Genomic DNA, 21,741 nt, shown 5'->3' on the forward strand with positions numbered 1-21,741 from the left:
TCAATCTGGTGAACGTCACGGAAAAAATATCGCTACCCAATTGACGCTGCGACTTGTTTCACATCTAGTGAGCGGGTCAAATGACAACTTCATTCCCTCGAACCCCCCTCGCCATGAGCCAGGAACGCGAACTCAAATTCCGACTCGATCCCGCCCTGCATGACGCCGTGCGCCGCCATCCGGTCTTGCAATCGATGGCGCAGCCGCCCCGGGTTCAGGCGCTGCAAACCTGGTACTTCGATACCCCAGCGCACGCCCTGCGCGAGGCGGGCCTGGCCTTGCGGGTACGGCACCCGGGGGACGGACGGCGCATTCTCACCCTCAAGAGCAGCCGCGCGCAGGGCCTGCAACTCGCGCGCGGCGAATGGGAGTTCGATATCGACGCCGACACGCCCGACGCCGCGTCGCTGCAACGCCTGAGCGAGACGCCGCTGGCCCGCCTGGGCGACCTTGATGCGCTCGCCAGCCAGTTGCAGGCGGTGCTCGGCACACGGGTGCAGCGCACCCTATGGTTGGTCGATTGGGAAGGCTCGCAACTCGAGGTCTGCCTCGATCACGGCCAGGCGCTGGGCGGCGTCACCCCACTCGCGCCCAGCCTCTTGATCAGCGAACTGGAGATCGAGTTCATCAGCGGCCATTGGCTCCACGCTTTCGACCTTGCGTGGACGCTGGCGCAAGACCTGCCGCTGCTGATCTCGCCCATCAGCAAAGTTCAGCTCGCAGCGATTGCCCCAGGCGCCGCCACGCTGCAACTGCCCGCGCTCGCCCGCGAACTGCCGCCGCATGAACAGGGCGGGCAGGCCGTGGCCGACGTGCTGCAGCAGGCAACCGCCGTCATTGCCGTCGGCGCCGATCTGTTGCACGACAAAGCCCTGCCCGAAACCGTGCACCAGATGCGGCTGCAGTTGCGCCGACTGCGGGTGCTGCTGCGGCTGCTTCAGACCACGGGACCGAAGTCGCAACGCGCGGCCTGCCGCTGGCTGCGCGACGAATGGCGCTGGGCCGGACAACTGCTGGGCGCGGTGCGCGATGTCGACGTCTGCCTTGAACAGGCCAGCGTGCCCGACAGCACACACGCCACCATAAGCGACGGTCTCGCCCAACGCCGCGAGGCGCGTCTTCAAGCCTTGCTGACCTATCTGCGCAGCGCCCGCTTCGGCCGCGTACTGCTGGCGCAGACGCGCTGGGCCGAGTGCTGGAGCGGCAGCCAGATCATTGCCGCCGAGATGTCCACCGAACAACTGGCCCGCAGGCTGCTGCGCTTGCACCGCGACGACCTGCATTTGCACCCGCAGCGCTGGGGCGAACTGCTGGCCATCTGGGACGGCCTCGCCGCGACACCGATCGACGCCCCCTGGAGCGCGCTGCACGCCCTGCGCCTGCGCGCCAAGCAATTGCGTTATGCGCTGGAATGGCTGGCCCCCTGGATCGGCCAGTCGCTGGGCGACGAAGGCAAAGCCTGGCTCAAACTCACCAGCGCCCTGCAAACCGACCTGGGCAAAGCGCTCGACACCCACCGGCTGGCGCGTTGGATGATCAGCGACCCAAGCACTCCGCCGTCACAGCCCAACGCGTTCAGCGAACAGGCCATGCACGATGCCTTCAAGCAGGCCCGCACCGGCTTGCAGCGCGCGCTCCAAGCCGCCCGCGGGAAGTCAGGAGAGCGTTGAACTTGCGGTTGAACCTGGGCTTGAACTCTTCTGCAACTGGTCCCGCCGTGTCGCAGTGAGGTAAATCACCAGGGCCAGAATCGTGACCAGGAACAGGGCACTGGTGCCCATGGTTCCCAGACCGAGCCCTCCTTCGGAACCGGGTTTGGACAACCAGTCGCCCAAGGTCGCACCCAGCGGGCGGGTGAGGATGTAAGCGATCCAGAACGTGGTCACGGCACTGGCCTTGAAGAGGTAGTAGGCCGCTGCCGTCAGCGCAATGGCGCCGCCAAACAGCAAGGCCGACAAGGCATAGCCGAGCTGCAGCCGCTCAGCGGCCAGATCGCCTCCAGCAGTACCCAGCGCAAAGGTGAACAGAATCGTCGCCCAGTAAAACCCTTCTCGTTTTGGCGTGGCAATGCTGTGGATGGACAGATTGCGCTCGCTACCCCACCAGATCGCAAACGTCGCCAGCAAGGCCACCGCAAACAAGGCGGTGCTCACCGGCAGCGGCACACCCAACTGATCGGTCAGATTGTCGGTCAGCAAGGTGCCCACGACGCTGATGAGCGTAACCGTCAACCAGTAAAGCCAGGGAACGTAACGGCTGGCGCGCATCTGCGCCGCCAACACACCGATGAACAAGAGGGTCATCACCGCGCTGGTGGCGACCAGGCCCAGATGCAGATCCACCGCCAGATAGTCTGCGGCGGTTTCGCCCACCGTGGTGGCCATGATTTTGATCAGCCAGAAGTAAAGCGTGATGACGACCGGAACCTTGACCGCCAGCGCCCAACCGGGCTGCGCGGCTTTTACTGCGTTTTGCATGATGAACTCCCTGAATACCGTTTGCGTTGTTGTGGCGTCGCGTACGGCGCGACCCCGGCATTCTGGAGAGGACGACTTAGCGCAAGGTGAGCGACTGGCTCCGCTTGCGGCTGCGGGCCCTCAGCCGCTCTTGCGCAGATTCGCCGGGGCGATGCGCAGCGCTTCGCGGTATTTGGCCACGGTGCGCCGCGCCACCTGCACGCCTTGCTGCGTGAGGCGTTCGGCGAGTTCGCTGTCCGACAGGGGTTTGGCGCTGTCTTCTTCAGCCACCAGGCGGCGGATGAGTTCGCGTACCGCGGTGGATGAGGTATTGCCCCCTGCCTCGGTGCTCAGGCCAGAGCCGAAAAAATACTTCAGCTCGACAGTGCCGAAGGGCGTGAGCATGAATTTCTGCGTGGTCACGCGCGAAATGGTCGATTCGTGCAGGCCGAGTTCGTCGGCGATTTCGCGCAGCACCATGGGCCGCATGGCCACGGGGCCGAAGTCGAAAAAACGCTGCTGGCGCTCGACGATGGTCTGCGACACGCGCTGAATGGTCTCGAAACGCTGCTGCACGTTTTTCACGAACCAGCGCGCCTCCTGAAGCTGTCCCTGCATGGCGCCGCCGCTGTCGCGGGCGCGGCGCATGGCGTCGGCATAGATCTGGTTCACGCGCAGCCGGGGCATGACCTCGGGGTTGAGCTGCGCCACCCAGCCTTGCGGGGTCTTGCGGGCGATGACATCGGGGGTCACGGCCTGCGCGGCATCGCGGCGAAAGGCGCTGCCTGGATGGGGGTCGAGTTGGGCGATGCGTTGCTGCGCCAGGCGCAGCGCGGCTTCATCGGCTTCGAGCTGGCGTTCGAGCTTGCGCCAGTCGCGCTTGGCCAGCAGATCGAGATGACCGCCGCGGCAAATCTGCAGGGCGAGTTCGCGCACGGGACAAGACGCCTGGCGCTGAAGCTGCAGGCAGAGACAGTCGGGCAAATCGTGGGCGGCAACACCGGCCGGGTCGAAGCTCTGAATCAGGCGCATGGCCGTGTTCAGCGCATCGGCCAGATCTTCGAGCTGCTCGGCGTCTGCCGCGGGGGCGAGGGCCTGCGCCAGTTCCAGCGGGGTGTCAGGCAGATAGCCGTCTTCGTCGAGCGAGTCGATGATGGCTTCGGCAGCCGCGCGGTCGGTGGCGCTCAGCGCAAGCCCGGCCAACTGACCGCGCAGGTGGTCGCGCAGATCGAGGTGTTCGGAGGCAATGTCGAGCGCGCTGAATTCGTCGTCGTCACCCCCGCTGGCGGACTGGCCTGAGCTGACCCAGGAGTCGGCGTCGGCATCGGTATCCGCACCGTGATCGGTTTCGCCGCTGCTGGCCGTCCAGTCCTGCGTGTCGAGTTGCAACTCAGCGGCGGGCTCGGCGGCTGCGTCATGCCCTTCGACCGATGTCTGAGACGGGTCGAGCGCCAAAGGCGGTGGCGACTCGGATGTCGGCGCGGCAGCGGGCGCCTCTTGCTCTTCTTCAGGTTCGAGGAAGGGATTGGATTCGAGCAGGCCCTCGATTTCCTGCGTGAGTTCGAGAGTGGAGAGTTGCAGCAGCCGGATGGACTGCTGCAACTGCGGCGTGAGTGCGAGATGCTGGGACAGGCGCAGGTTCAGCGACGGCTTCATCGCGGCTTACATGCGGAAGTTTTCGCCGAGGTACACCTTGCGTACCGCGGGGTTGTCGATGATGGATTGCGGATCGCCCTGCGCCAGCACCTGCCCTTCGCTGATGATGCAGGCCCGGTCGCAGATGCCCAGCGTTTCACGCACATTGTGGTCGGTGATCAGCACGCCGATGCCCTGCTCTTTCAGGAACTGCACGATGCGCTGAATCTCGATGACCGCAATTGGATCGATGCCGGCAAACGGCTCGTCGAGCAGGATGAAGCGCGGTTGCGTGGCCAGCGCGCGGGCGATTTCCACCCGCCGCCGCTCGCCGCCCGAAAGCGCGGGGGCGGGGCTGTCGCGCAGATGTTCGACGTGCAGTTCGCGCAGCAGATGATCTTCGCGTTCGCGGATTTCGGCCTTGCCCAGGCGGCGCCCTTGCGCGTCGCGCTGCAACTCCAGCACCGCCCTCACGTTCTCGGCCACCGTCATGCGGCGGAAGATCGACGCCTCCTGCGGCAGATACGACAGCCCCATGCGCGCACGGCGATGCATCGGAGAATCGCTCACGTCCTGGCCGTCGATGTGGATGCGCCCCGCGTCGGGCCGCACCAGGCCGACGATCATGTAGAACGACGTGGTCTTGCCCGCGCCGTTCGGCCCCAGCAGGCCGACCACCTCGCCGCAGCGCACGCTGAAGCTGACGTCGCGCACCACCTGCCGACCGGCATAGCGTTTCTGCAAATGCTGAACGTCGAGCTCCGGGCCCGTTGCCGCGCGGGACGACGGAGTTGAAGGCGCGCGCGCGGCTTCCGCCGGGGCGACGGGCTCCAGGCCACCCCGCACCACGGTCTGCCCAGCGGAATGCGGCTGGACGCTCAAGGCTGCGTCCCCAGCTTCGGGGCGACTTTGAGCGCGGGAGGCGATTTGGGCGCCGTCGGCGCAGATGGGGCGGCGGGCTGCGGCGTCAACATCACCCGCACCCGCCCTCCAGGATTGGTGGCCGTGGCGCCCTGCGCACCGCCTTCGACGGTGAACACATCGGTGATCTGGTTGTAGGCAATCACATTGCCCTGGCTGCGGTCGGCCAGCTTGCCGTCGATCAGTCGGCTGAGCATGGCTTGGCCACGCAGCGTCACTACATCGGTCTTGCCGTCGTATTCGATGCGCTGCGCGGCGCCGTCCATGGTTTGCGTGGGCTGGCCGGGCGCGGTATCGAGTTGTTGCTGGAAGGTAGCCAACTGGCCCGGCGCGGCGATCGCCGTCGCGTACTGATAGCCGTCCGGCGCCTGGCGCACATCGACCGTGGCGGCGCGCAGCACCAGAGAACCCTTGGTGACAACCACGTTGCCGGTGAACACACTGGTCTGGTGCACGTCGTCGTAGCGCATGGCGTCGGCCTCGATGTGAATCGGCTGGTTCCGGTCGGTCTTCGCCGCAAGCACGGGCAGCGCCAAGCTCGGCGCACACAGCAGGGTCAACAACAGGATTCGGGCCACTCGTTTCATCGGCATGGGTTTTGCTTTAGTCGGGCCATTCTAGGGCCAGTTCAGGCGATTTCGCAGCAATTTTGCGGGGCTCAAAAAACACTGCCCGCGGTATGCGGGCAGTGTTGAGATGTGGAAGGGCAACGCGCTTACTTCTTCTCCGCCTGCACCTTCTTGATCAGGTAGTCCACGACCTCGAGCACCTTCTTGTTGTTGTTGGCTTCAGGCAGCGCCGCAGAAGTGGTGTAGGTGCCCTGAACCGCCATGGTCGGCACCCCGCTGATCTGATAGTCCGTCACCATTTGCGTGGCCTGCCGGACTTGCGCATTCACGCCGAACGAGTTGTAGGCATCCAGGAACGCTTTTTTGGGAATGCCCTGCTGTGCCAGCCAGTTGGCCATCTGATCGGCCGTGCCCAGAGGAATGTGCTGTTTGTGGATGGCATTGAAAATCTTGGCCTGCATCGCATCGTCGAGCTTGCCCAGCGCCTTCAGTGCGTAGTAGAGGTGCTGTTGCGGCACGAACTGAGGAGAAAAAGCGACGGGCACGCGCTCGAGCACCACTCCGGCGGGCAGTTTTTTCTGCCAGGCTTCGAGCAGGGGGTCGAAGTCGGCGCAGTGCGGGCAGTCGTACCAGAAAAACTCGTACACCACGATTTTGTCCGACGGGCTTACCGGCTGCGGCACGGCCAGGCGGTTGTAGGCAAAACCCTCGTTGAAGGGGCTGCTCTTGGCGGGCGTCTGCGCCTGCGCGCCCGCGGCAAGAAAGCCCATTGAAAACACCATGAACACCACGGTAAGCCAGCGTTGAAACATGAGTCGTCCTTTGGTTTGAAGATCTGAATAGGGTTTTATGAACCGGTGCGCATCAGGGCGGTTTGAACCCCGTTATCGCCCAGAAGTTTCTGCGTCTGCTCGGCCTGCTGCGCCGAGGTGAATGGCCCCACTCGAACGCGATAGAGGGTGCGCCCGTTGACAACGCGCTCATCCACATGCGCCTCCTGACCGATCAGAGCCACCTTGGCGCGCTGACGCTCGGCGTCTTCGCGCGTGCTGTACGCCCCGACCTGCAGCACATACTGCACGGGGCCTTGGGCGGCCGGTTTGGTTGGGGCGGCCGGAGTTGTCGCGCCTCCCGTCGTCGGCGCGAGTGCCGCCTGTGAGGCCCCCGCAGCGGGCTGCCCCAGTTTGGCCAGCGCCTGAGGAGACAGCGGCTTGCTCGCCACCGTCACGGGCATGGAACCGCTGCCCGCAGGCGGCGCTGCGGTTGCACCGCTCAAGCCCTGATTGGGATTCCAGTTGCTGGCCCCGGAAGCCGCACTGGCGGGGCGCTCCTGGAATCGATTCATGAAGGGCAGCGGCGCCTTGGTGATGTAGAGGGCAACGCCGAGGGCGATACCCAGGCCGATGACCAGGCCGACGATCAGGCCGATCACGGTGCCGCCGAACTGGCCGCGGAGTGTGGTGCGTTTAGACATGGAAGACAGAAGTGTGCGTTGTCGATGGAGCCCTGCGGACGCGCCGTGCGCTTACATGCGCTGCGGCGCGCTCACGCCGAGCACGGCCAGTGCATTGTGCATCACCTGACGCACGGCACGCAGCAGCCGCAGGCGCGCATGCCGCAGGGGAAGTTCGTCGACCAGCACGCGTTCGGCGTTGTAGAAAGCGTGGAAATCGGCAGCCAGATCGCGCAGATAGAAGGCCACCTGATGCGGCGCCAGTTCCTGTGCCGCTGCGACCAGGACTTGCGGATAGCGCGCCACCGTGAGTTGCAGCGCTCGTTCGCGCGGGGCGATCAGCAGTGACAAGTCGGCTTGCTCGATGAGCGCGGGCTGCGCGGCCTCTTGCGGGGCTCGGGCGGCCCATTGTTCGAACACCGAGTTCACCCGGGCGTGGGCATATTGCACGTAGTAAACCGGGTTTTCGTCGCTTTGCGCCAGGGCCAGATCGACATCGAACACGAATTCGGTATCGGCTTTGCGCGAGACCAGAAAAAAGCGCACGGCGTCTCGCCCTCGCTGCAAAGCCGCCTGGCGCTCGTCGTCGTTCATGTCGTCGCGCACGCCGCCCGACCATTCAATCAGGTCGCGCACGGTCACATAGCTGCCTGCGCGCTTGGAGATTTTCACCTCCTGCCCGCCCCGCATCACCGTGACCATTTTGTGCAGCACATAGTCGGGATAGCCGGTGGGTATGCCGAGGTCGAGCGCCTGCAGCCCGGCGCGCACCCGCGCGATGGTGCCATGATGATCCGAGCCCTGAATATTCACCGCGCGATGAAACCCGCGCTGCCATTTGGCCAGGTGGTAGGCCACATCGGGAACGAAATAGGTGTAGGTGCCGTCGGACTTGCGCATCACGCGGTCCTTGTCGTCACCGTATTGCGTCGTGCGCAGCCACAGCGCGCCGTCCTGCTCGTAGGTGTGGCCCGAGGCCTGCAAGCGCTGCACCGCGTCTTCCACCCGGCCATCGGTGTAGAGGCTGGATTCGAGGTAATAGTTGTCGAACCGAATGCCGAAAGTCTTGAGATCGAGATCCTGCTCGCGGCGCAGGTAGGCCACGGCAAAACGGCGGATATTGTCCAGATCGTCGGCTTGACCATTGGCCACGATGGGCTGACCCTGGTCGTCTGGTACCGATTCACACGCCAGAAAGTCCCGCGCGATATCGGCGATGTAGTCGCCGTTGTAGGCCGACTCGGGCCATTGCGCATCGCCCGGCTTGTACCCACGCGCCCTGGCCTGAACCGACAGCGCGAGCGTCTGGATCTGTACCCCGGCGTCGTTGTAATAAAACTCGCGCTGCACCGCCCAGCCTTGAGTGGTCAAGACGGCGGCAATGGCATCGCCCAACGCCCCCTGGCGACCATGTCCCACATGCAACGGCCCGGTCGGATTGGCCGAAACAAACTCCACCAGCATGGGCTGCTCGCGCCCCGCACGGGAATGCCCGAACTTCGCCGCACCCTGCTCGACTTCCACAATCACCTGCTGCAGCACCGCAGGATGAAGGTGAAAGTTGATGAATCCGGGCCCGGCGATTTCAGTGCGGGCGATGCCCTCGGCCAAGTCAGCATTTGTGCTCAACGCATCGATGATTTGCTGAGCGACATCGCGCGGATTGCGTTTGAGCGGTTTGGCCAGTTGCATCGCCAGATTGCTGGCCAATTCGCCATGATCGTCGCTGCGCGGACGGCTGAGTTCGATAGAGCCTGAAAACTCGGGCTGCAAGGCCGTTGCCGCTTGTTGCAGCGCCGTGGTCAACCGCGCGGTGAATTCGATCATTATGGGAATGTTGTGAAGACGCAAAGTCGGCATTTTATGGGTCTGTTGCCGTTCTTCGCGCCCGCACAACCCTATGGTGTAATGAATTGCCGGTTTGCAACCTTTCGTTGCACGGCTTGATCGCACAACCGCCTACTGCGGTCCGGTCACAACACAACTTGGAGGAATGATGAAAAAACTGATCGCCACCCTCGGTCTCGCCCTGGGCCTGATGGCCCTGCCTGTGCTGTCTCAAGCGCAAGGCACACCGCAGCAAAGCCGCATGGCCCAATGCAACAAGGAAGCCACCGGCAAGACCGGCGAGGCCCGCAAGACCTTCATGAAAGAGTGCCTGGCCAGCAAGCCCGCCGCAGCGGCCGAAACTGCCAAGCCTGCTAGCAAAGAAGCCGCCAAGCCCGAACGCAAGACAGAACAAAAAGCCGCTGCCGGCGAAAAGAAGCTGACCCCGCAGCAAGAGAAGATGTCGTTCTGCAGCAAAGATGCCAAGGCCAAAGGCATGAAAGGCGAAGAGCGTAAAAAATTCATGAGCGAATGCCTGCGCAAGAAGTAATTCAAACGCTTGCACGCGGTTTGCACGCACCTTCGGGTGCGTTTTTCATTTGTGGTCTTGGAGGCAGGAAGTGTGTCGCTACTGCTGCACCACGGAGTAGCCGCTCAATCCCAGTCCCTGTAATTTCTGCACTAGCGTGGCATCCGGTGCGGCGCCTGTGATCGGTCCGATCTGCACACGGTAGAACGTCTGACCCCGGATATAGCCGGGCACCACCAATACGTCGTCGATGCCTGCGGCCTGCAGACGCGCTTTTTCCGCCTCGGCATTGGCTTGCAGCGTGAATGCGCCAGTCTGCACATAGTTTTGCGGTGAGGCGGAGTTTGCGGGCAGGTTCAACGCGGGCTGCGGCATTGGCGGCTGAGTGCTGGCAGCAGCGGCAGGCAACGCAGCCTGTGGGTCAGAGACGGCCGGCACAGAGGTTGACAATGAGGCGGGCGTAAGCGGCGGCAGCGTCTGCACTTCGATGGGCGCAGGCTCTGGCGCCTGCGGGGGCAAGCTCGCCCCGGGCGTTGGCATCGACGGCACCTGCGTGACGGGCGCCGCAGCGAACTGCTGCGGCGCAAACGCGGGCTGATCCGACAAGGAAGTAGACGGCTGGCTCACGACAGGCGCCGACCCGGTTTGCGGCGACGGCTGCGGCGTGGCCGCCTGCGCGATTTGCAAGGGGGCGTTGGCCCCCTCGGGCAGGGCCACGATGCGCACGCGCGCCGTGCCCGTTCGGGTCACGCCCAGAGCCTGCGCTGCGCCCATCGACAAATCGAGCAAACGTCCGCTGACAAACGGACCCCGATCATTGACCAGCACCAGGGCGCTCAGACCGTTGTCGAGATTGGTCACCTGAACGCAGGTTGGCAGCGGCAAGACGCGGCTGGCGGCCGAAAAGTCTCGCGGGTTGAAACGCGTGCCCATCGACGTGGTGGTGCCCGACTCCCAGCCGTACCAGGAGGCGATGCCTACTTCGTCGTAACCGTCAGCGTTGCGCAAGGGGCTGTAGCTGCGGCCCCGCACGGTATAAGGGCGGTTGTAGGCTGCACGCAGATTGGGCGGTGGCGCGTGGCACCCCTCTTGCGCATTGACCGGCGCCCCGCTTGTGGCGCTGCGCTGCGGCGCACTGGCGCAGCCCCCTAAGGCCAAACCCAGCAACAGTGCAACGGCGAGCGCAGATCCTGGCAGGCGCTGCCTGCTGTCCCGACCTCCTTGGGCTGTCGTCCATACGCCCCCACCTGCGCTCATTCACCGACTCCACATTGCTCACGTCCAGTTCATCGTAACGGCGGCGAAGCGCAAAACAAAACAGCCCGCAAGAGCGGGCTGTTCTTTTGCAACGGTTGACCCAAGAGAACTCAAGGAAACGTAGGGCAGTCTCAAGTTTCCTTGACCCCCCCACGGGGGGCGGGCTGGGCGCAGCCCGGCCCTGGGGGCTCTCAGTGCGCTCGGCCGCGAAGCCTGCGGATCGCCGCAAGCTGGGCGGCCAGCATGGCGAGTTCACCCTCCACCACAGCGACGTCTTGCACTTCTTTGGCATGCGCGCGCGCGTCTTGCGCGGCCTTGAGCGCCTCGTTGGCCTTGGCCTCGTCGAGATCTTTTCCCCGAATGGCGGTGTCCGCGAGCACGGTCACCCTCTTGGGCTGCACTTCAAGAATGCCGCCTGCGACAAAGATGAACTCTTCCTTGCCGCCTGTGGCGTTGGCTTCGGCCAACTCGATTCGCACCGAGCCCGGCTTGATGCGGGTGATCAAGGGGGTGTGGCCGGGCAGAATGCCCAGTTCACCTGACTCGCCCGGAAGGGCGACGAAACGGGCTTCACCGGAGAAGATGGATTCTTCGGCGCTGACGACGTCGACATGGATGGTGTTCATGGCTTCAATCCGGAACGTGATGCGGTTTCAGGCTCCAGCCGACGGTCTTTTGCGTCATCGGCCGGATTGGATCGCTTCAAGCTCGCTGGCTTAGTTGAGTTTCTTGGCCTTCTCGAAGACTTCGTCGATGGTGCCGACCATGTAGAACGCCTGCTCGGGCAGGGCGTCGCATTCGCCGTTGACGATCATCTTGAAGCCGCGGATGGTTTCCTTCAGCGGCACATACTTGCCCGGCGAACCGGTAAACACTTCGGCCACGTGGAAGGGCTGCGACAGGAAACGCTGGATTTTGCGGGCGCGGGCCACAGCCTGCTTGTCTTCCGGCGAGAGTTCGTCCATGCCCAGAATGGCGATGATGTCGCGCAGTTCCTTGTAGCGTTGCAGAATGCCCTGCACCGCGCGGGTGGTGGAGTAGTGCTCTTCGCCGATGACGTTGGGGTCGATCTGACGGCTGGTGGAATCCAGCGGATCGACCGCCGGGTAGATGCCCAGCGAGGCGATGTCGCGGCTCAGCACCACGGTGGCGTCGAGGTGGTTGAAGGTGGTTGCGGGCGACGGGTCGGTCAAATCGTCCGCCGGCACGTACACGGCCTGGATGGAGGTGATGGAGCCGGTTTTGGTGGAGGTGATGCGCTCTTGCAGCTTGCCCATTTCGTCGGCCAGCGTCGGCTGGTAGCCCACGGCAGACGGCATACGACCCAGCAGCGCGGACACTTCGGTACCCGCCAGGGTGTAGCGGTAGATGTTGTCCACAAAGAACAGAATGTCACGGCCCTCATCGCGGAAACGCTCGGCCATGGTCAGGCCGGTCAGCGCCACACGCAGGCGGTTGCCCGGGGGTTCGTTCATCTGACCGAACACCATGCCCACCTTGTCTAGGACGTTGGAGTCCTTCATTTCGTGATAGAAGTCATTGCCTTCGCGGGTGCGCTCACCCACACCGGCGAACACCGACAGGCCGCTATGCTGCTTGGCGATGTTGTTGATGAGCTCCATCATGTTCACGGTCTTGCCCACGCCGGCGCCGCCGAACAGGCCGACCTTGCCGCCCTTGGCGAACGGGCAGACCAGGTCGATCACCTTGATGCCGGTTTCGAGCAGATCGACCGAAGGAGACAGATCATCGAACTTCGGCGCCGACTGGTGAATCGAGCGGCGCTCGTCGGTGGCGATGGGGCCGGCTTCGTCGATGGGGCGGCCCAGCACGTCCATGATGCGACCCAGCACCGCCGGCCCCACCGGGACCTGAATGGAATGGCCGGTGTTGTTGACCAGCATGCCCCGACGCAGGCCATCGCTGGAGCCCATGGCAATGGTGCGCACCACGCCGTCGCCGATCTGCTGCTGCACCTCGAAAGTGAGGCCGCTTTCTGCCAGACTGCTGGCGTTGTTGTCCGCCAGCACCAAGGCGTCGTACACCTTGGGAATGGCATTGCGGGGAAATTCGATATCGATCACAGCGCCGATGCACTGAACGATTTTGCCTTGCGCTTGAGCCGTCGTCATATTGCTCTCCAATGGTTTCAATTCGGTTAGCCGGGGTTCACACCGCGGCGGCTCCGCTCACGATTTCCGAAAGTTCTTTGGTAATGGCTGCCTGTCGGCTCTTGTTGTAGACGAGCTGCAACTCACCGATCACGCTCTTGGCGTTGTCCGAGGCGGACTTCATCGCCACCATGCGGGCGGACTGCTCGCACGCCATGTTCTCTGCCACCGCCTGATAAATCAGTGCCTCGATATAGCGCACCAACAGCGCATCGATCACCGGCTTGGCGTCGGGCTCGTAGATGTAATCCCAGCTATGGGACTTTTCATCTCCAGCCTTGGCCGTCAGCGCATGCGCGGGGAGCGGTACGAGCGGCTCGATTTCCGGCGCCTGCTTCATGGTGTTGACGAAGCGGCTGAAGCCCAGATACACCGCGTCGAGTTTGCCGTCTTGGTAGGCGTCGAGCATGATTTTTACGGGGCCGATCAACTTTTCAAGATGCGGCTTGTCGCCAAGCTGTACCGCGTGCGACGTGAGATTCATGCCTAAACGCTGCAGGAATTGCAGGCCCTTGTTGCCAATGGCGCAGCACTCGATCTGCACGCCATCGGCCTGCCATTCCTTGATTTTGCCCAGAGCCATGCGGGTGATATTCGTGTTCAGCCCTCCGCACAGACCCTTGTCGGTGGTCACCAAAATCAAACCCACGCGCTTGATCGGCTCACGTTTGATCAGGAAAGGATGGGTGTATTCCGGATTCGCCTGCCGCAGGTGACCCGCGATGACACGCACCGTGTCTCCATACGGGCGGGCTGCGCGCATGCGCTCCTGCGCCTTGCGCATCTTGGAGGCCGCCACCATTTCCATCGCCTTGGTGATCTTGCGCGTGTTTTGCACGCTCTTGATCTTGACGCGTACTTCTTTCATTCCAGCCATTGAATTACTCCTGGGTCAGTCTGGGCAAAACATCCTTGCCCAGCTCCGTCCGTTTTCGTGGAATGAATTAGTACGCACCGTTTTTCTTGAATTCGGCGATCGCTTCCTTGAGCTTGGCTTCATCATCCTTGGACAGATCCTTGGAAGATTCGATGCTTTGCACCAAGGCGGCGTGCTTGGTCTGCAGATGATCGTGCAGGCCCTTTTCAAACGGCAGAACCTGCTTGACTTCGATGTCGTCAAGATAGCCGTTGTTCACCGCGTAGAGCGATGCCGCCATCTGCCAGACCTGCGCCGGCTGATACTGAGGCTGCTTCAGCAATTCGACCACTCGGCGGCCGCGCTCGAGCTGCTTGCGGGTCGCTTCGTCTAGGTCGGAAGCAAACTGCGCGAACGCAGCCAGTTCACGGTACTGGGCCAGGTCAGTACGAATACCGCCCGAGAGCTTCTTGATGATCTTGGTCTGCGCCGCACCACCCACCCGCGACACCGATACACCCGCGTTGATGGCGGGACGCACACCGGCGTTGAACAGATCGGTTTCGAGGAAGATCTGGCCGTCGGTAATCGAAATCACATTGGTCGGCACGAAGGCGGACACGTCGCCAGCCTGGGTTTCGATGATGGGCAAAGCGGTGAGCGAACCCGTCTTGCCCTTGACCGCGCCGTTGGTGAACTTCTCGACATACGCCTCGCTGACGCGGGCGGCGCGTTCCAGCAGGCGGCTGTGCAGGTAGAACACGTCGCCAGGGTAGGCTTCACGGCCCGGCGGACGGCGCAGCAGCAGCGAGATCTGGCGATAGGCCCAGGCCTGCTTGGTCAGATCGTCATAGATCACCAGCGCGTCCTGACCGCGGTCGCGGAAGTATTCGCCCATGGTGCAGCCGGCGTAAGGCGCCAGGTACTGCATGGCGGCGGAGTCCGAGGCGGAGGCCGCGACGACGATGGTGTATTCCATCGCGCCGAACTCTTGCAGCTTGCGCACTACGTTGGCGATGGTCGAGGCCTTCTGGCCGATCGCCACGTAGATACAGATCAGGTCTTTGCCCTTCTGGCTGATGATCGAGTCGACGGCCACCGCGGTCTTGCCGGTCTGGCGGTCGCCGATGATCAGCTCGCGCTGGCCGCGACCGACGGGCACCATGGCGTCGATCGCCTTGATACCCGTCTGCACCGGCTGCGACACGGATTGCCGCCAGATCACACCAGGGGCGATCTTTTCGATCGGATCGAGTTGCTTGGTTTCCACCGGGCCCTTGCCGTCGATGGGCACACCCAGGGTGTTGACCACGCGGCCGATGAGCTCGGGGCCGACGGGCACGGAAAGAATTTCGCCGGTGCACTTGACGGTGTCACCTTCTGAGATTTGCTCGTAAGGGCCCAGAATCACCACCCCGACCGAATCACGCTCGAGGTTGAGCGCCAGGCCAAAGGTGTTGTTCGGGAATTCGAGCATTTCGCCCTGCATCACGTCGGACAGGCCGTGCACCCGCGCAATACCGTCGGTGAGGGACACGACCGTGCCCTCGTTGCGGATATTGGCGCTGGCGCCCAGACCTTCGATGCGGCTCTTGATGAGTTCGGAAATTTCTGCGGGATTGAGTTGCATGGGAGCCTCTAAGACTTTAAGCGGTGAGAGCGACTTTCATCTGCTCCAGCCGGGCGCGAACCGAGGTGTCGAGCACTTCGTCGCCTACAGCGACACGCACCCCCCCGATGAGCGACGGATCGATTTCCACAGTGGCGTGCAGCTTGCGGCCGTATTTGCGTTCGAGCGCCTGCAGCAAGCTTTCGAGCGCCTCGCCTTCCAGCGGGAACGCACTGGACACCACGGCCTCGACCTTGCCTTCGGCCTCGTCCTTGAGCACACGGAACTGCTCGGCGATCTGCCCGACTGCGGCGAAACGCCGGTTTTCGGCGAGCATCTCGACCAGATTTTTCAGCACCGGAGCAACGGTTCCCGGCAGAGCACCCAGAACCAGATCAGCAAGTTGCCGTGCGGAAACTTTCGGACTGCCCATCACCTCGCGCAAAGCGGGATCTGCAGCAATCTGGGCAATCTGGTCCAGGGCGTCTGCCGCTTGCGCGGGCGGAGTACCGGATTCGCGCACAGCGGCAAAAGCGGCTTCGGCGTAAGGACGGGCAATAGTGGCGAGTTCAGCCATGGCGCACTCCGATTACAGCTCGGCCTTGAGCCGGTTCAGCAGATCGGCATGCACCTGCGGATTGATCTCGCGATGCAGAATGGCCTCGGCACCCTTGACTGCCAGCGCTGCCACCTGGTCACGCAATTGCTCGCGCGCCTTGACCGCTTGCTGATCAGCCTCTGACTTGGCCTGCGCCACGATGTTGGCTGCGACCTCCTCGGCCTTCTTGCGCGCCTCTTCGATCACGGCCTGCGCACGACGCTCGGCGTCAGCCAGGCGTCCCGCGCTCTCTTGATGCGAGCGGGCAAGTTCTTCCTCGACCTTGCGATTGGCCGAGGCGAGTTCAGACTTGGCGCGATCGGCGGCAGCCAGACCGTCGGCGATTTTTGTTGCGCGTTCATCGAGGGCCTTGGTGATGGGGGGCCACACGAATTTCTTCGTGAACCACGCCAGCAGCAAGAAAACGATGATCTGCGCAATGAGTGTTGCGTCCAGATGCATGGCGCTAACCTTTGCTTCAGATGGGTGAACAGATCGTTGCTGGAGTCAAGCGTGGCTTACTTCAGTACGAACGGGTTGGCGAAGGTGAACATCATGGCCAGACCGACACCGATCAGGAAGGCCGCGTCGATCAGACCGGCCAGCAGGAACATCTTGGTTTGCAGTTCGTTCATCAGCTCGGGCTGACGTGCGGCGGATTCGAGATATTTGCTGCCCATGATGCCGATGCCGATACAAGCGCCGTTGGCGCCCAGACCAATGATCAGACCCGCGGCCAGTGCGACATATCCGAGAACGTGTTCCATGCTTGCTCCTAGTGAGTTGAAGTGGTGAAGAAAAAAGAAATCAGAAAAAAACGAAAGTGATCAAAACCGATCAATGGTGATCATGCGCCTGACCGATGTAAACCAGAGTCAGCATCATGAAAATGAAACCCTGCAGCACGATGACCAGCAGACTGAAGATCGACCAGGCCAGACCGGCTGCGATGTTGCCGAAGAACAGTGCCCAACCCGTCAGGCTGCTCAGGCCGGCAGCCCCCATGAGCGCGATGATCATGAACAGAATTTCTTCGGCGTAAAGGTTGCCGAACAACCGCATGCCGTGCGAGAGGGTTTTCGCCAGATATTCGAGCAACTGCATGGCGAAGTTCAGCGGCCAGAGCAGGAAATGGTTGCCAAACGGCGCGGTGAACAACTCATGCACCCAGCCGCCAATGCCCTTGACCTTGATGCCGTAGTACAGGCTCAGCAACAAAATGGTGATCGACATGCCCAGGGCGATCGACAGGTCGGCCGTAGGCACCACACGCAAATACATATGCTCCGGGTCGTGGCCGGTCGCGGCGCCCGCGGTTTGCCAGAGGCGGGGCAACAGATCGACGGGCAGCAGATCCATGAGGTTCATCATCACGATCCAGACGAACGAGATGAACGCCAGCGGAGCCACGAATTCGCGCGACTTGGCATTGCGCACAATGCCGCGCGCCTGCTCGTCGACGAACTCAACCAGAAATTCGACCGCAGCCTGAAGCCTGCCCGGTTTGCCGCTGGTCATGTTTTTTGCGACGCGCCAAAGCACGTAGCACGCAATCACGCCCAGCAGCACGGAGAAGAAAAGGGAATCGATGTCGACGATGCCAAAGTCAACCACCCCGGTACGCGGACCACTGGTCCATTGCGTCAGGTGGTGAACGATGTACTCGCCTGCGGTGATGGTGTGTTGTTCTGCGGACATGGTCGACTATTTTGAGGAAGGCCGCCTGCGCGGCACGACTGGAATGGATCAGGCTGCGCAACTCGATTTCTTGCCGCGCAGAATCAGGGCGACCCAGTACACCTGCAAGGTCACGACGACGGCGATCAGCATCGCGGCCCAACTGAGGGGCTGCACGATACGCGGCGCAAAAAACAGAAGCACGATGGTCAAACCGATTTTCAACAACTCACCCAGCGCAAAACCGTAAACCGCCACGCCGGGCTTCAATTTGGACAGCCAGAGCTGGATGGACAGTGCGAACAACGCGGAGGGCACGGCGATGATGGCCGCGCCATACAGCGCAGACCACACGACCGAGAGCTTGCCCGCCGCAAAAAACCCGCTCACCAAGGCCACGGCCAGGCCGACCACGGCCTGCAGCGCCACCACGCGCCAAACGGACACCTGCGGCTTGCGCAGAAGCAAGCTCTGCACTTCGGCGCGCGTCATGGGCGCAGCCGACGGCACGTCTTGCTCGTCTTTCCAGGGGTCTATGGATGGCACAGTTGGGTTCAAGGCAAAAACACTCTGGTCAGCTTTGTGGACGGCCGTATCGCCAGTCCACGAGTTGAACTTGGGTTAAAACGCTTCCACCAATCTGCGCAGCCCGCTGCGGATTGCAGCGGCGGTTGTTGCGACGGGTAACAATTGGCGTGAAGGTCAAACGGCGAAAGTATAGGGGAAAGTCGATACAGCACCAGCTTTTTTCGTGCGGCTGCATCTAACATTGTGTCGAGTCAACGTTCTGTCATTTCGCTTGACAGCCGCGTCGCCACTGACCTCAATTTGTGCAAACGCGCATTTCATCCAATTTCGGGAACTTTCATGACGGCTCTGCTGGTCTTTTTACATCTTGTCGCCGCGGTCATCTGGATGGGTGGTATGGCGTTCATTCTGTTTGCCATGCGGCCCGCCGCTTTCGCCCTGCTTCAACCGCCTGTGCGCCCGCAGTTCATGCTGGCGACGCTGCAGCGCTTCTTCCCTCTCGTCTGGCTCAGCATCGCGGTGATTTTGATTTCGGGATTGATCATCATGCTGCAGGTCGGTTTCGCCCAGGCGCCCGTGGGCTGGCATGCGATGCTGGGCATCGGCCTGGTGATGATGGCGGTCTTTGCGCATATTTACTTTGCACCGTTCCGCCGCGCACGCCGGGCCTCCTCCCATCAGGACTGGCCCGCGCTGGGCCGCGCGCTGGAGCAGATTCACCCCTTGGTGGTGTTCAACTTTACGCTGGGCTGGATTGCGATTGCGGTTGTGCTGCTCTGGCATTGAGCGCCTGAGCGCTCAATGGGGTGCGGCAGCAGACATCAGTCGCGCCAGCTCACACCAGACCGCATCGGGCGAGATGTGATTGAGGCAGTCCAGATGCCCAAGCGGGCAGGTGCGTTGAAAACACGGACTGCAATCGAGGTGCAGCCAGAGCGTTGCACTGTGATGTGCCGCAGGAGGCGTGTGGCGCGGATCGGTCGAGCCGTACACCCCCACGGTCGGGCGCTGCAGTGCGGCGGCCACATGCATCAAACCGGAATCGTTACTCACCGCACCGCTGCAACTGGCAAGCAGGGCAATGGCGTCTGCCAGCCGCGTGGCGCCGCAAAGATTCACGCTGCCCGGCGCCTGCGCGGCAATCTCGGCTCCGGCCGCAGCATCCCGCGGGGCGCCAAGCACGGCAACGGCATAACCGGCTTGTTGCGCCTGGATGGCCAGGGCGGCATAGTGCGCGACCGGCCATTGCTTGGCCGGGCCGTATTCCGCGCCGGGGCAGAGGGCAATCCAGCGCGGCGGCAGACCGAACCGGCGGCGCGCCGCCTCGGCCTCGTCGGGAGAAATGTGCAGGGTCGGCTCTGGAATCGAAACCGGGCTGGACGCGCCGTCAACCTGCGCCAGCGCGGCGTAATGTTGGCGCATGTCCGGTCGGCCCTGACTCTGCGGCCGGGGAACGCGGCAGGACACGGGCGACAGCGCCATTGGCTCGGAGACTGGCCTCAACCGAGCCGGCTCGTCAGCCTCAACCCGATCGGTCAGTAGCAGTCCGCGCGCTTCGCCGGTATAGCCAATGCGCTGCGGTATGCGTGCCAGCCACGGCACCAGGCGCGACTTGAGGTTGTTGCCGAGGATGTAGGCCCGCTGGAAACCCGCACCACGCAATGGCTTTGCGATGCGCCTGCGTAGCGCGAAATCGAGCTGACCATGCGCGAACGGCGCCTCGATGACCTCGCTCACCCCCGGCATGGCCCGCAATACCGGAGCCACGCCGGGCAGCCCTAGCGCGCTAATCTCTTCGCCTCGGGCGGCCAGCAAAGCCACTAAGGGCTGGGCCATCACCGCGTCGCCGATCCACTGCGGGGCGATCAGCAGAACACGGGTCATGCCGGATGCGCACTCAATGGCCGTGCACCACTTCGCCTTCGGCCAGACGGTAGCGGGTGCCGCAGTAAGGGCAGGCCGCTTCGCCGTGCGTCACGTCGATGAATACGCGCGGATGGCTGCTCCAGATCGGCATATTGGGGTTGGGGCAATACGCGGGCAGGTCCTTGGCCTTGAGTTCGACCACGGGCATGTCGGGCTTGGGAATGGCGCTCATAGGCGGGTCTCGATCAGTGAGGGATTGCGTCGTCAAACCGCAGACAGCCAGCCTGCGTACTTGGGATTGCGGCCGCCGACAATGTCGAAGAAAGCATTCTGGATGCGCTCGGTGATCGGGCCGCGATACCCGGGGCCGAGGGTGATGCCGTCGAGCTCGCGGATGGGGGTGACCTCGGCCGCCGTGCCGGTAAAGAAGGCTTCGTCGGCGATGTAAACCTCGTCGCGGGTGATGCGCTTTTCCTTGATGGTCAGGCCAAGGTCTTCGCAGATGGCGAACACGGTTTTGCGCGTGATGCCGTTGAGCGCGCCCGAAGACAAATCGGGGGTGTAGAGCACGCCTTCGCGCACGACGAAAATATTCTCGCCCGCGCCCTCGCTCACAAAGCCCTGCGGGTCGAGCAGTAGCGCTTCGTCGTAGCCGTCGCCCGTGACCTCCAGATTCGCCAGAATGGAGTTGGTGTAATTGCTCACCGCCTTGGCGTTGCACATGGTGATGTTCACATGGTGGCGGGTGTAACTGCTGGTCTTGACGCGAATGCCGCGCTTGAGCCCCTCTTCGCCGAGATAGGCGCCCCACGGCCACGCTGCGATCATCAGATGAATGGTGTTGCCGCGCGGCGAAACGCCCAGCTTCTTGTCGCCGATCCAGGTCAGCGGGCGGATGTAGCAGGAGTCGAAACCGTTGGCCTTGACCACGTCGATCTGGGCTTGCATAGCCTGCTCGATGGTGAAAGGAATCTCCATGCGCAGAATCTTGGCGCTGTTGAACAGGCGCTCGGTGTGATCGCGCAGGCGGAAGATGGCCGTGCCCTTGTCGGTCTTGTAAGCCCGCACGCCCTCGAAGGCGCCGCAGCCGTAGTGCAGGGTGTGGGTCAGAACGTGGACTTTGGCATCACGCCACTCCACCAACTGGCCGTCCATCCAGATTTTTCCGTCGCGATCCGACATGGATGTGGGCATGACCATGATGTGTTGTCTCCGCAGAATAAAAGAACCATTCTAGAAACTCCGCGCGGCAAACACACGCCACGCGGAGTCGGCTGCCTTACAGCGCCGCCAACGCCGCGTCGTAGTTGGGCTCGTGGGCGATTTCGTTCACCAGCTCGGTGTGCAGTACGGTGTTGTCCTTGTCGAGCACGACCACGGCGCGGGCGCACAGCCCGGCAAGCGGGCCGCCAGCGATGCCCACGCCGTAGGCCTGGGCGAAACTGCGGTCACGCATTTCCGAGAGGTTGACCACCTTGTCCAGCCCCTCGGCGCCGCAGAAGCGGGCCTGGGCGAAGGGCAGATCGGCCGAAATGCACAGCACCACAGTGTCGGCCTTGTCGCTAGCCCGTGCATTGAAGGTGCGCACCGACTGCGCGCAAGTGGGCGTATCGATGGACGGGAAGATGTTGAGCACCTTGCGCTTGCCCGCGAAGTCGGCCAGGGTGCGGTCGGCCAGGTCTTTGTCGGTCAGGCGGAAATCGGGGGCTTTGCTGCCTTTGGCGGGCAATTCGCCGCTGGTGGGAACGGGGTTGCCCTGCAGATGGGTGGTGGCCATGCGAGTCTCCTT

General features: G+C 62.9%; 24 protein-coding genes. 3 read left to right on the forward strand and 21 right to left on the reverse strand.

Features of this window, described 5'->3' with window-relative positions; genetic code table 11:
• Positions 1–113: 113 nt before the first annotated feature.
• The gene (locus B7X30_RS02615; protein WP_286728851.1) at positions 114–1,670 is read left to right on the forward strand and encodes a CYTH and CHAD domain-containing protein; all 1,557 of its coding nucleotides are present in this window, start codon (positions 114–116) and stop codon (positions 1,668–1,670) included.
• Here the strand turns inward: B7X30_RS02615 and B7X30_RS02620 are convergent.
• From B7X30_RS02620 to argS, 7 genes are all read right to left on the reverse strand, one after another.
• Entirely contained in the window at positions 1,656–2,477 is an 822-nt protein-coding gene (locus tag B7X30_RS02620; protein WP_286728852.1) for a COG4705 family protein, read from the reverse strand. The two genes, B7X30_RS02615 and B7X30_RS02620, sit on opposite strands and share 15 nt — an antisense overlap.
• Positions 2,478–2,597: 120 nt before the next feature.
• Positions 2,598–4,112 carry an RNA polymerase factor sigma-54 gene (locus B7X30_RS02625; RefSeq protein WP_286728853.1) on the reverse strand — a complete coding sequence of 505 codons (1,515 nt, stop codon included), beginning with the start codon at positions 4,110–4,112 and terminating at the stop codon, positions 2,598–2,600.
• 6 nt (positions 4,113–4,118) lie between these two features.
• Positions 4,119–4,925, reverse strand: coding sequence for an LPS export ABC transporter ATP-binding protein (lptB, locus tag B7X30_RS02630; protein WP_286728922.1), 807 nt, complete (start codon positions 4,923–4,925; stop codon positions 4,119–4,121).
• A 44-nt stretch (positions 4,926–4,969) separates the two neighbouring features.
• On the reverse strand, positions 4,970–5,605 hold the full coding sequence (lptA, locus tag B7X30_RS02635; RefSeq protein ID WP_286728854.1) for a lipopolysaccharide transport periplasmic protein LptA: 636 nt from the start codon (positions 5,603–5,605) through the stop codon (positions 4,970–4,972).
• A 122-nt stretch (positions 5,606–5,727) separates the two neighbouring features.
• Positions 5,728–6,393 carry a thiol:disulfide interchange protein DsbA/DsbL gene (locus B7X30_RS02640; RefSeq protein ID WP_013124216.1) on the reverse strand — a complete coding sequence of 222 codons (666 nt, stop codon included), beginning with the start codon at positions 6,391–6,393 and terminating at the stop codon, positions 5,728–5,730.
• A gap of 35 nt (positions 6,394–6,428) precedes the next feature.
• Positions 6,429–7,055: an SPOR domain-containing protein gene (locus tag B7X30_RS02645; protein ID WP_013124217.1), complete on the reverse strand. Its 627-nt coding sequence runs from the start codon at positions 7,053–7,055 to the stop codon at positions 6,429–6,431.
• A 51-nt stretch (positions 7,056–7,106) separates the two neighbouring features.
• Positions 7,107–8,861 (reverse strand): arginine--tRNA ligase, encoded by a 1,755-nt coding sequence (gene argS, locus B7X30_RS02650; protein WP_286728855.1) that lies wholly within the window; start codon positions 8,859–8,861, stop codon positions 7,107–7,109.
• 169 nt (positions 8,862–9,030) lie between these two features.
• On the opposite strand from argS, the gene B7X30_RS02655 reads away from it, so the two are divergent.
• A complete protein-coding gene (locus tag B7X30_RS02655) occupies positions 9,031–9,411 on the forward strand; it encodes a PsiF family protein (RefSeq protein WP_013124219.1) in 381 nt (126 codons plus the stop codon).
• Positions 9,412–9,489: 78 nt separating this feature from the next.
• Here B7X30_RS02655 and B7X30_RS02660 read toward each other — a convergent pair whose 3' ends face one another.
• The 10 genes from B7X30_RS02660 to B7X30_RS02705 form a co-directional block, all read right to left on the reverse strand.
• The gene (locus B7X30_RS02660) at positions 9,490–10,557 is read right to left on the reverse strand and encodes a septal ring lytic transglycosylase RlpA family protein (RefSeq protein ID WP_286728856.1); all 1,068 of its coding nucleotides are present in this window, start codon (positions 10,555–10,557) and stop codon (positions 9,490–9,492) included.
• A gap of 281 nt (positions 10,558–10,838) precedes the next feature.
• Positions 10,839–11,273: a F0F1 ATP synthase subunit epsilon gene (locus B7X30_RS02665; protein WP_013107150.1), complete on the reverse strand. Its 435-nt coding sequence runs from the start codon at positions 11,271–11,273 to the stop codon at positions 10,839–10,841.
• Between the two features lie 90 nt (positions 11,274–11,363).
• Positions 11,364–12,779 (reverse strand): F0F1 ATP synthase subunit beta, encoded by a 1,416-nt coding sequence (atpD, locus tag B7X30_RS02670; RefSeq protein ID WP_156053552.1) that lies wholly within the window; start codon positions 12,777–12,779, stop codon positions 11,364–11,366.
• Positions 12,780–12,816: 37 nt separating this feature from the next.
• Positions 12,817–13,695, reverse strand: a complete 879-nt coding sequence (atpG, locus tag B7X30_RS02675) for a F0F1 ATP synthase subunit gamma (protein ID WP_013107152.1) — start codon at positions 13,693–13,695, stop codon at positions 12,817–12,819.
• Positions 13,696–13,762: 67 nt separating this feature from the next.
• Positions 13,763–15,304 (reverse strand): F0F1 ATP synthase subunit alpha, encoded by a 1,542-nt coding sequence (gene atpA / locus B7X30_RS02680; protein ID WP_013107153.1) that lies wholly within the window; start codon positions 15,302–15,304, stop codon positions 13,763–13,765.
• A 16-nt stretch (positions 15,305–15,320) separates the two neighbouring features.
• Entirely contained in the window at positions 15,321–15,860 is a 540-nt protein-coding gene (locus tag B7X30_RS02685) for a F0F1 ATP synthase subunit delta (RefSeq protein WP_286728857.1), read from the reverse strand.
• 12 nt (positions 15,861–15,872) lie between these two features.
• Positions 15,873–16,343: a F0F1 ATP synthase subunit B gene (locus tag B7X30_RS02690; protein WP_013107155.1), complete on the reverse strand. Its 471-nt coding sequence runs from the start codon at positions 16,341–16,343 to the stop codon at positions 15,873–15,875.
• Positions 16,344–16,399: 56 nt separating this feature from the next.
• The gene (gene atpE / locus B7X30_RS02695; RefSeq protein WP_013107156.1) at positions 16,400–16,648 is read right to left on the reverse strand and encodes a F0F1 ATP synthase subunit C; all 249 of its coding nucleotides are present in this window, start codon (positions 16,646–16,648) and stop codon (positions 16,400–16,402) included.
• 70 nt (positions 16,649–16,718) lie between these two features.
• Positions 16,719–17,579 (reverse strand): F0F1 ATP synthase subunit A, encoded by an 861-nt coding sequence (atpB, locus tag B7X30_RS02700; RefSeq protein ID WP_286728858.1) that lies wholly within the window; start codon positions 17,577–17,579, stop codon positions 16,719–16,721.
• Positions 17,580–17,627: 48 nt separating this feature from the next.
• Positions 17,628–18,104: an ATP synthase subunit I gene (locus B7X30_RS02705; RefSeq protein WP_232054208.1), complete on the reverse strand. Its 477-nt coding sequence runs from the start codon at positions 18,102–18,104 to the stop codon at positions 17,628–17,630.
• Positions 18,105–18,425: 321 nt separating this feature from the next.
• Between B7X30_RS02705 and B7X30_RS02710 the strand changes: the two genes are divergently transcribed.
• Complete coding sequence (locus B7X30_RS02710) at positions 18,426–18,872, forward strand: CopD family protein (RefSeq protein WP_286728859.1); 447 nt, start codon at positions 18,426–18,428, stop codon at positions 18,870–18,872.
• Positions 18,873–18,884: 12 nt separating this feature from the next.
• Here the strand turns inward: B7X30_RS02710 and waaF are convergent, their stop codons facing one another.
• The 4 genes from waaF to tpx all read right to left on the reverse strand — a co-directional run bounded on the left by waaF (position 18,885) and on the right by tpx (position 21,729).
• Entirely contained in the window at positions 18,885–19,970 is a 1,086-nt protein-coding gene (gene waaF, locus B7X30_RS02715) for a lipopolysaccharide heptosyltransferase II (RefSeq protein WP_286728860.1), read from the reverse strand.
• Positions 19,971–19,983: 13 nt separating this feature from the next.
• Positions 19,984–20,184, reverse strand: coding sequence for a zinc-finger domain-containing protein (locus B7X30_RS02720; RefSeq protein WP_286728861.1), 201 nt, complete (start codon positions 20,182–20,184; stop codon positions 19,984–19,986).
• A 32-nt stretch (positions 20,185–20,216) separates the two neighbouring features.
• Positions 20,217–21,152 carry a branched-chain amino acid transaminase gene (locus B7X30_RS02725; protein ID WP_276705899.1) on the reverse strand — a complete coding sequence of 312 codons (936 nt, stop codon included), beginning with the start codon at positions 21,150–21,152 and terminating at the stop codon, positions 20,217–20,219.
• A gap of 79 nt (positions 21,153–21,231) precedes the next feature.
• Positions 21,232–21,729: a thiol peroxidase gene (tpx, locus tag B7X30_RS02730; RefSeq protein ID WP_156053557.1), complete on the reverse strand. Its 498-nt coding sequence runs from the start codon at positions 21,727–21,729 to the stop codon at positions 21,232–21,234.
• Between the last annotated feature and the right edge of the window lie 12 nt (positions 21,730–21,741).

The sequence above is a fragment of the Thiomonas sp. 13-64-67 genome (assembly GCF_002282795.1).
In the GTDB taxonomy this organism is placed as follows: Bacteria; Pseudomonadota; Gammaproteobacteria; order Burkholderiales; family Burkholderiaceae_C; genus Thiomonas; species Thiomonas arsenitoxydans.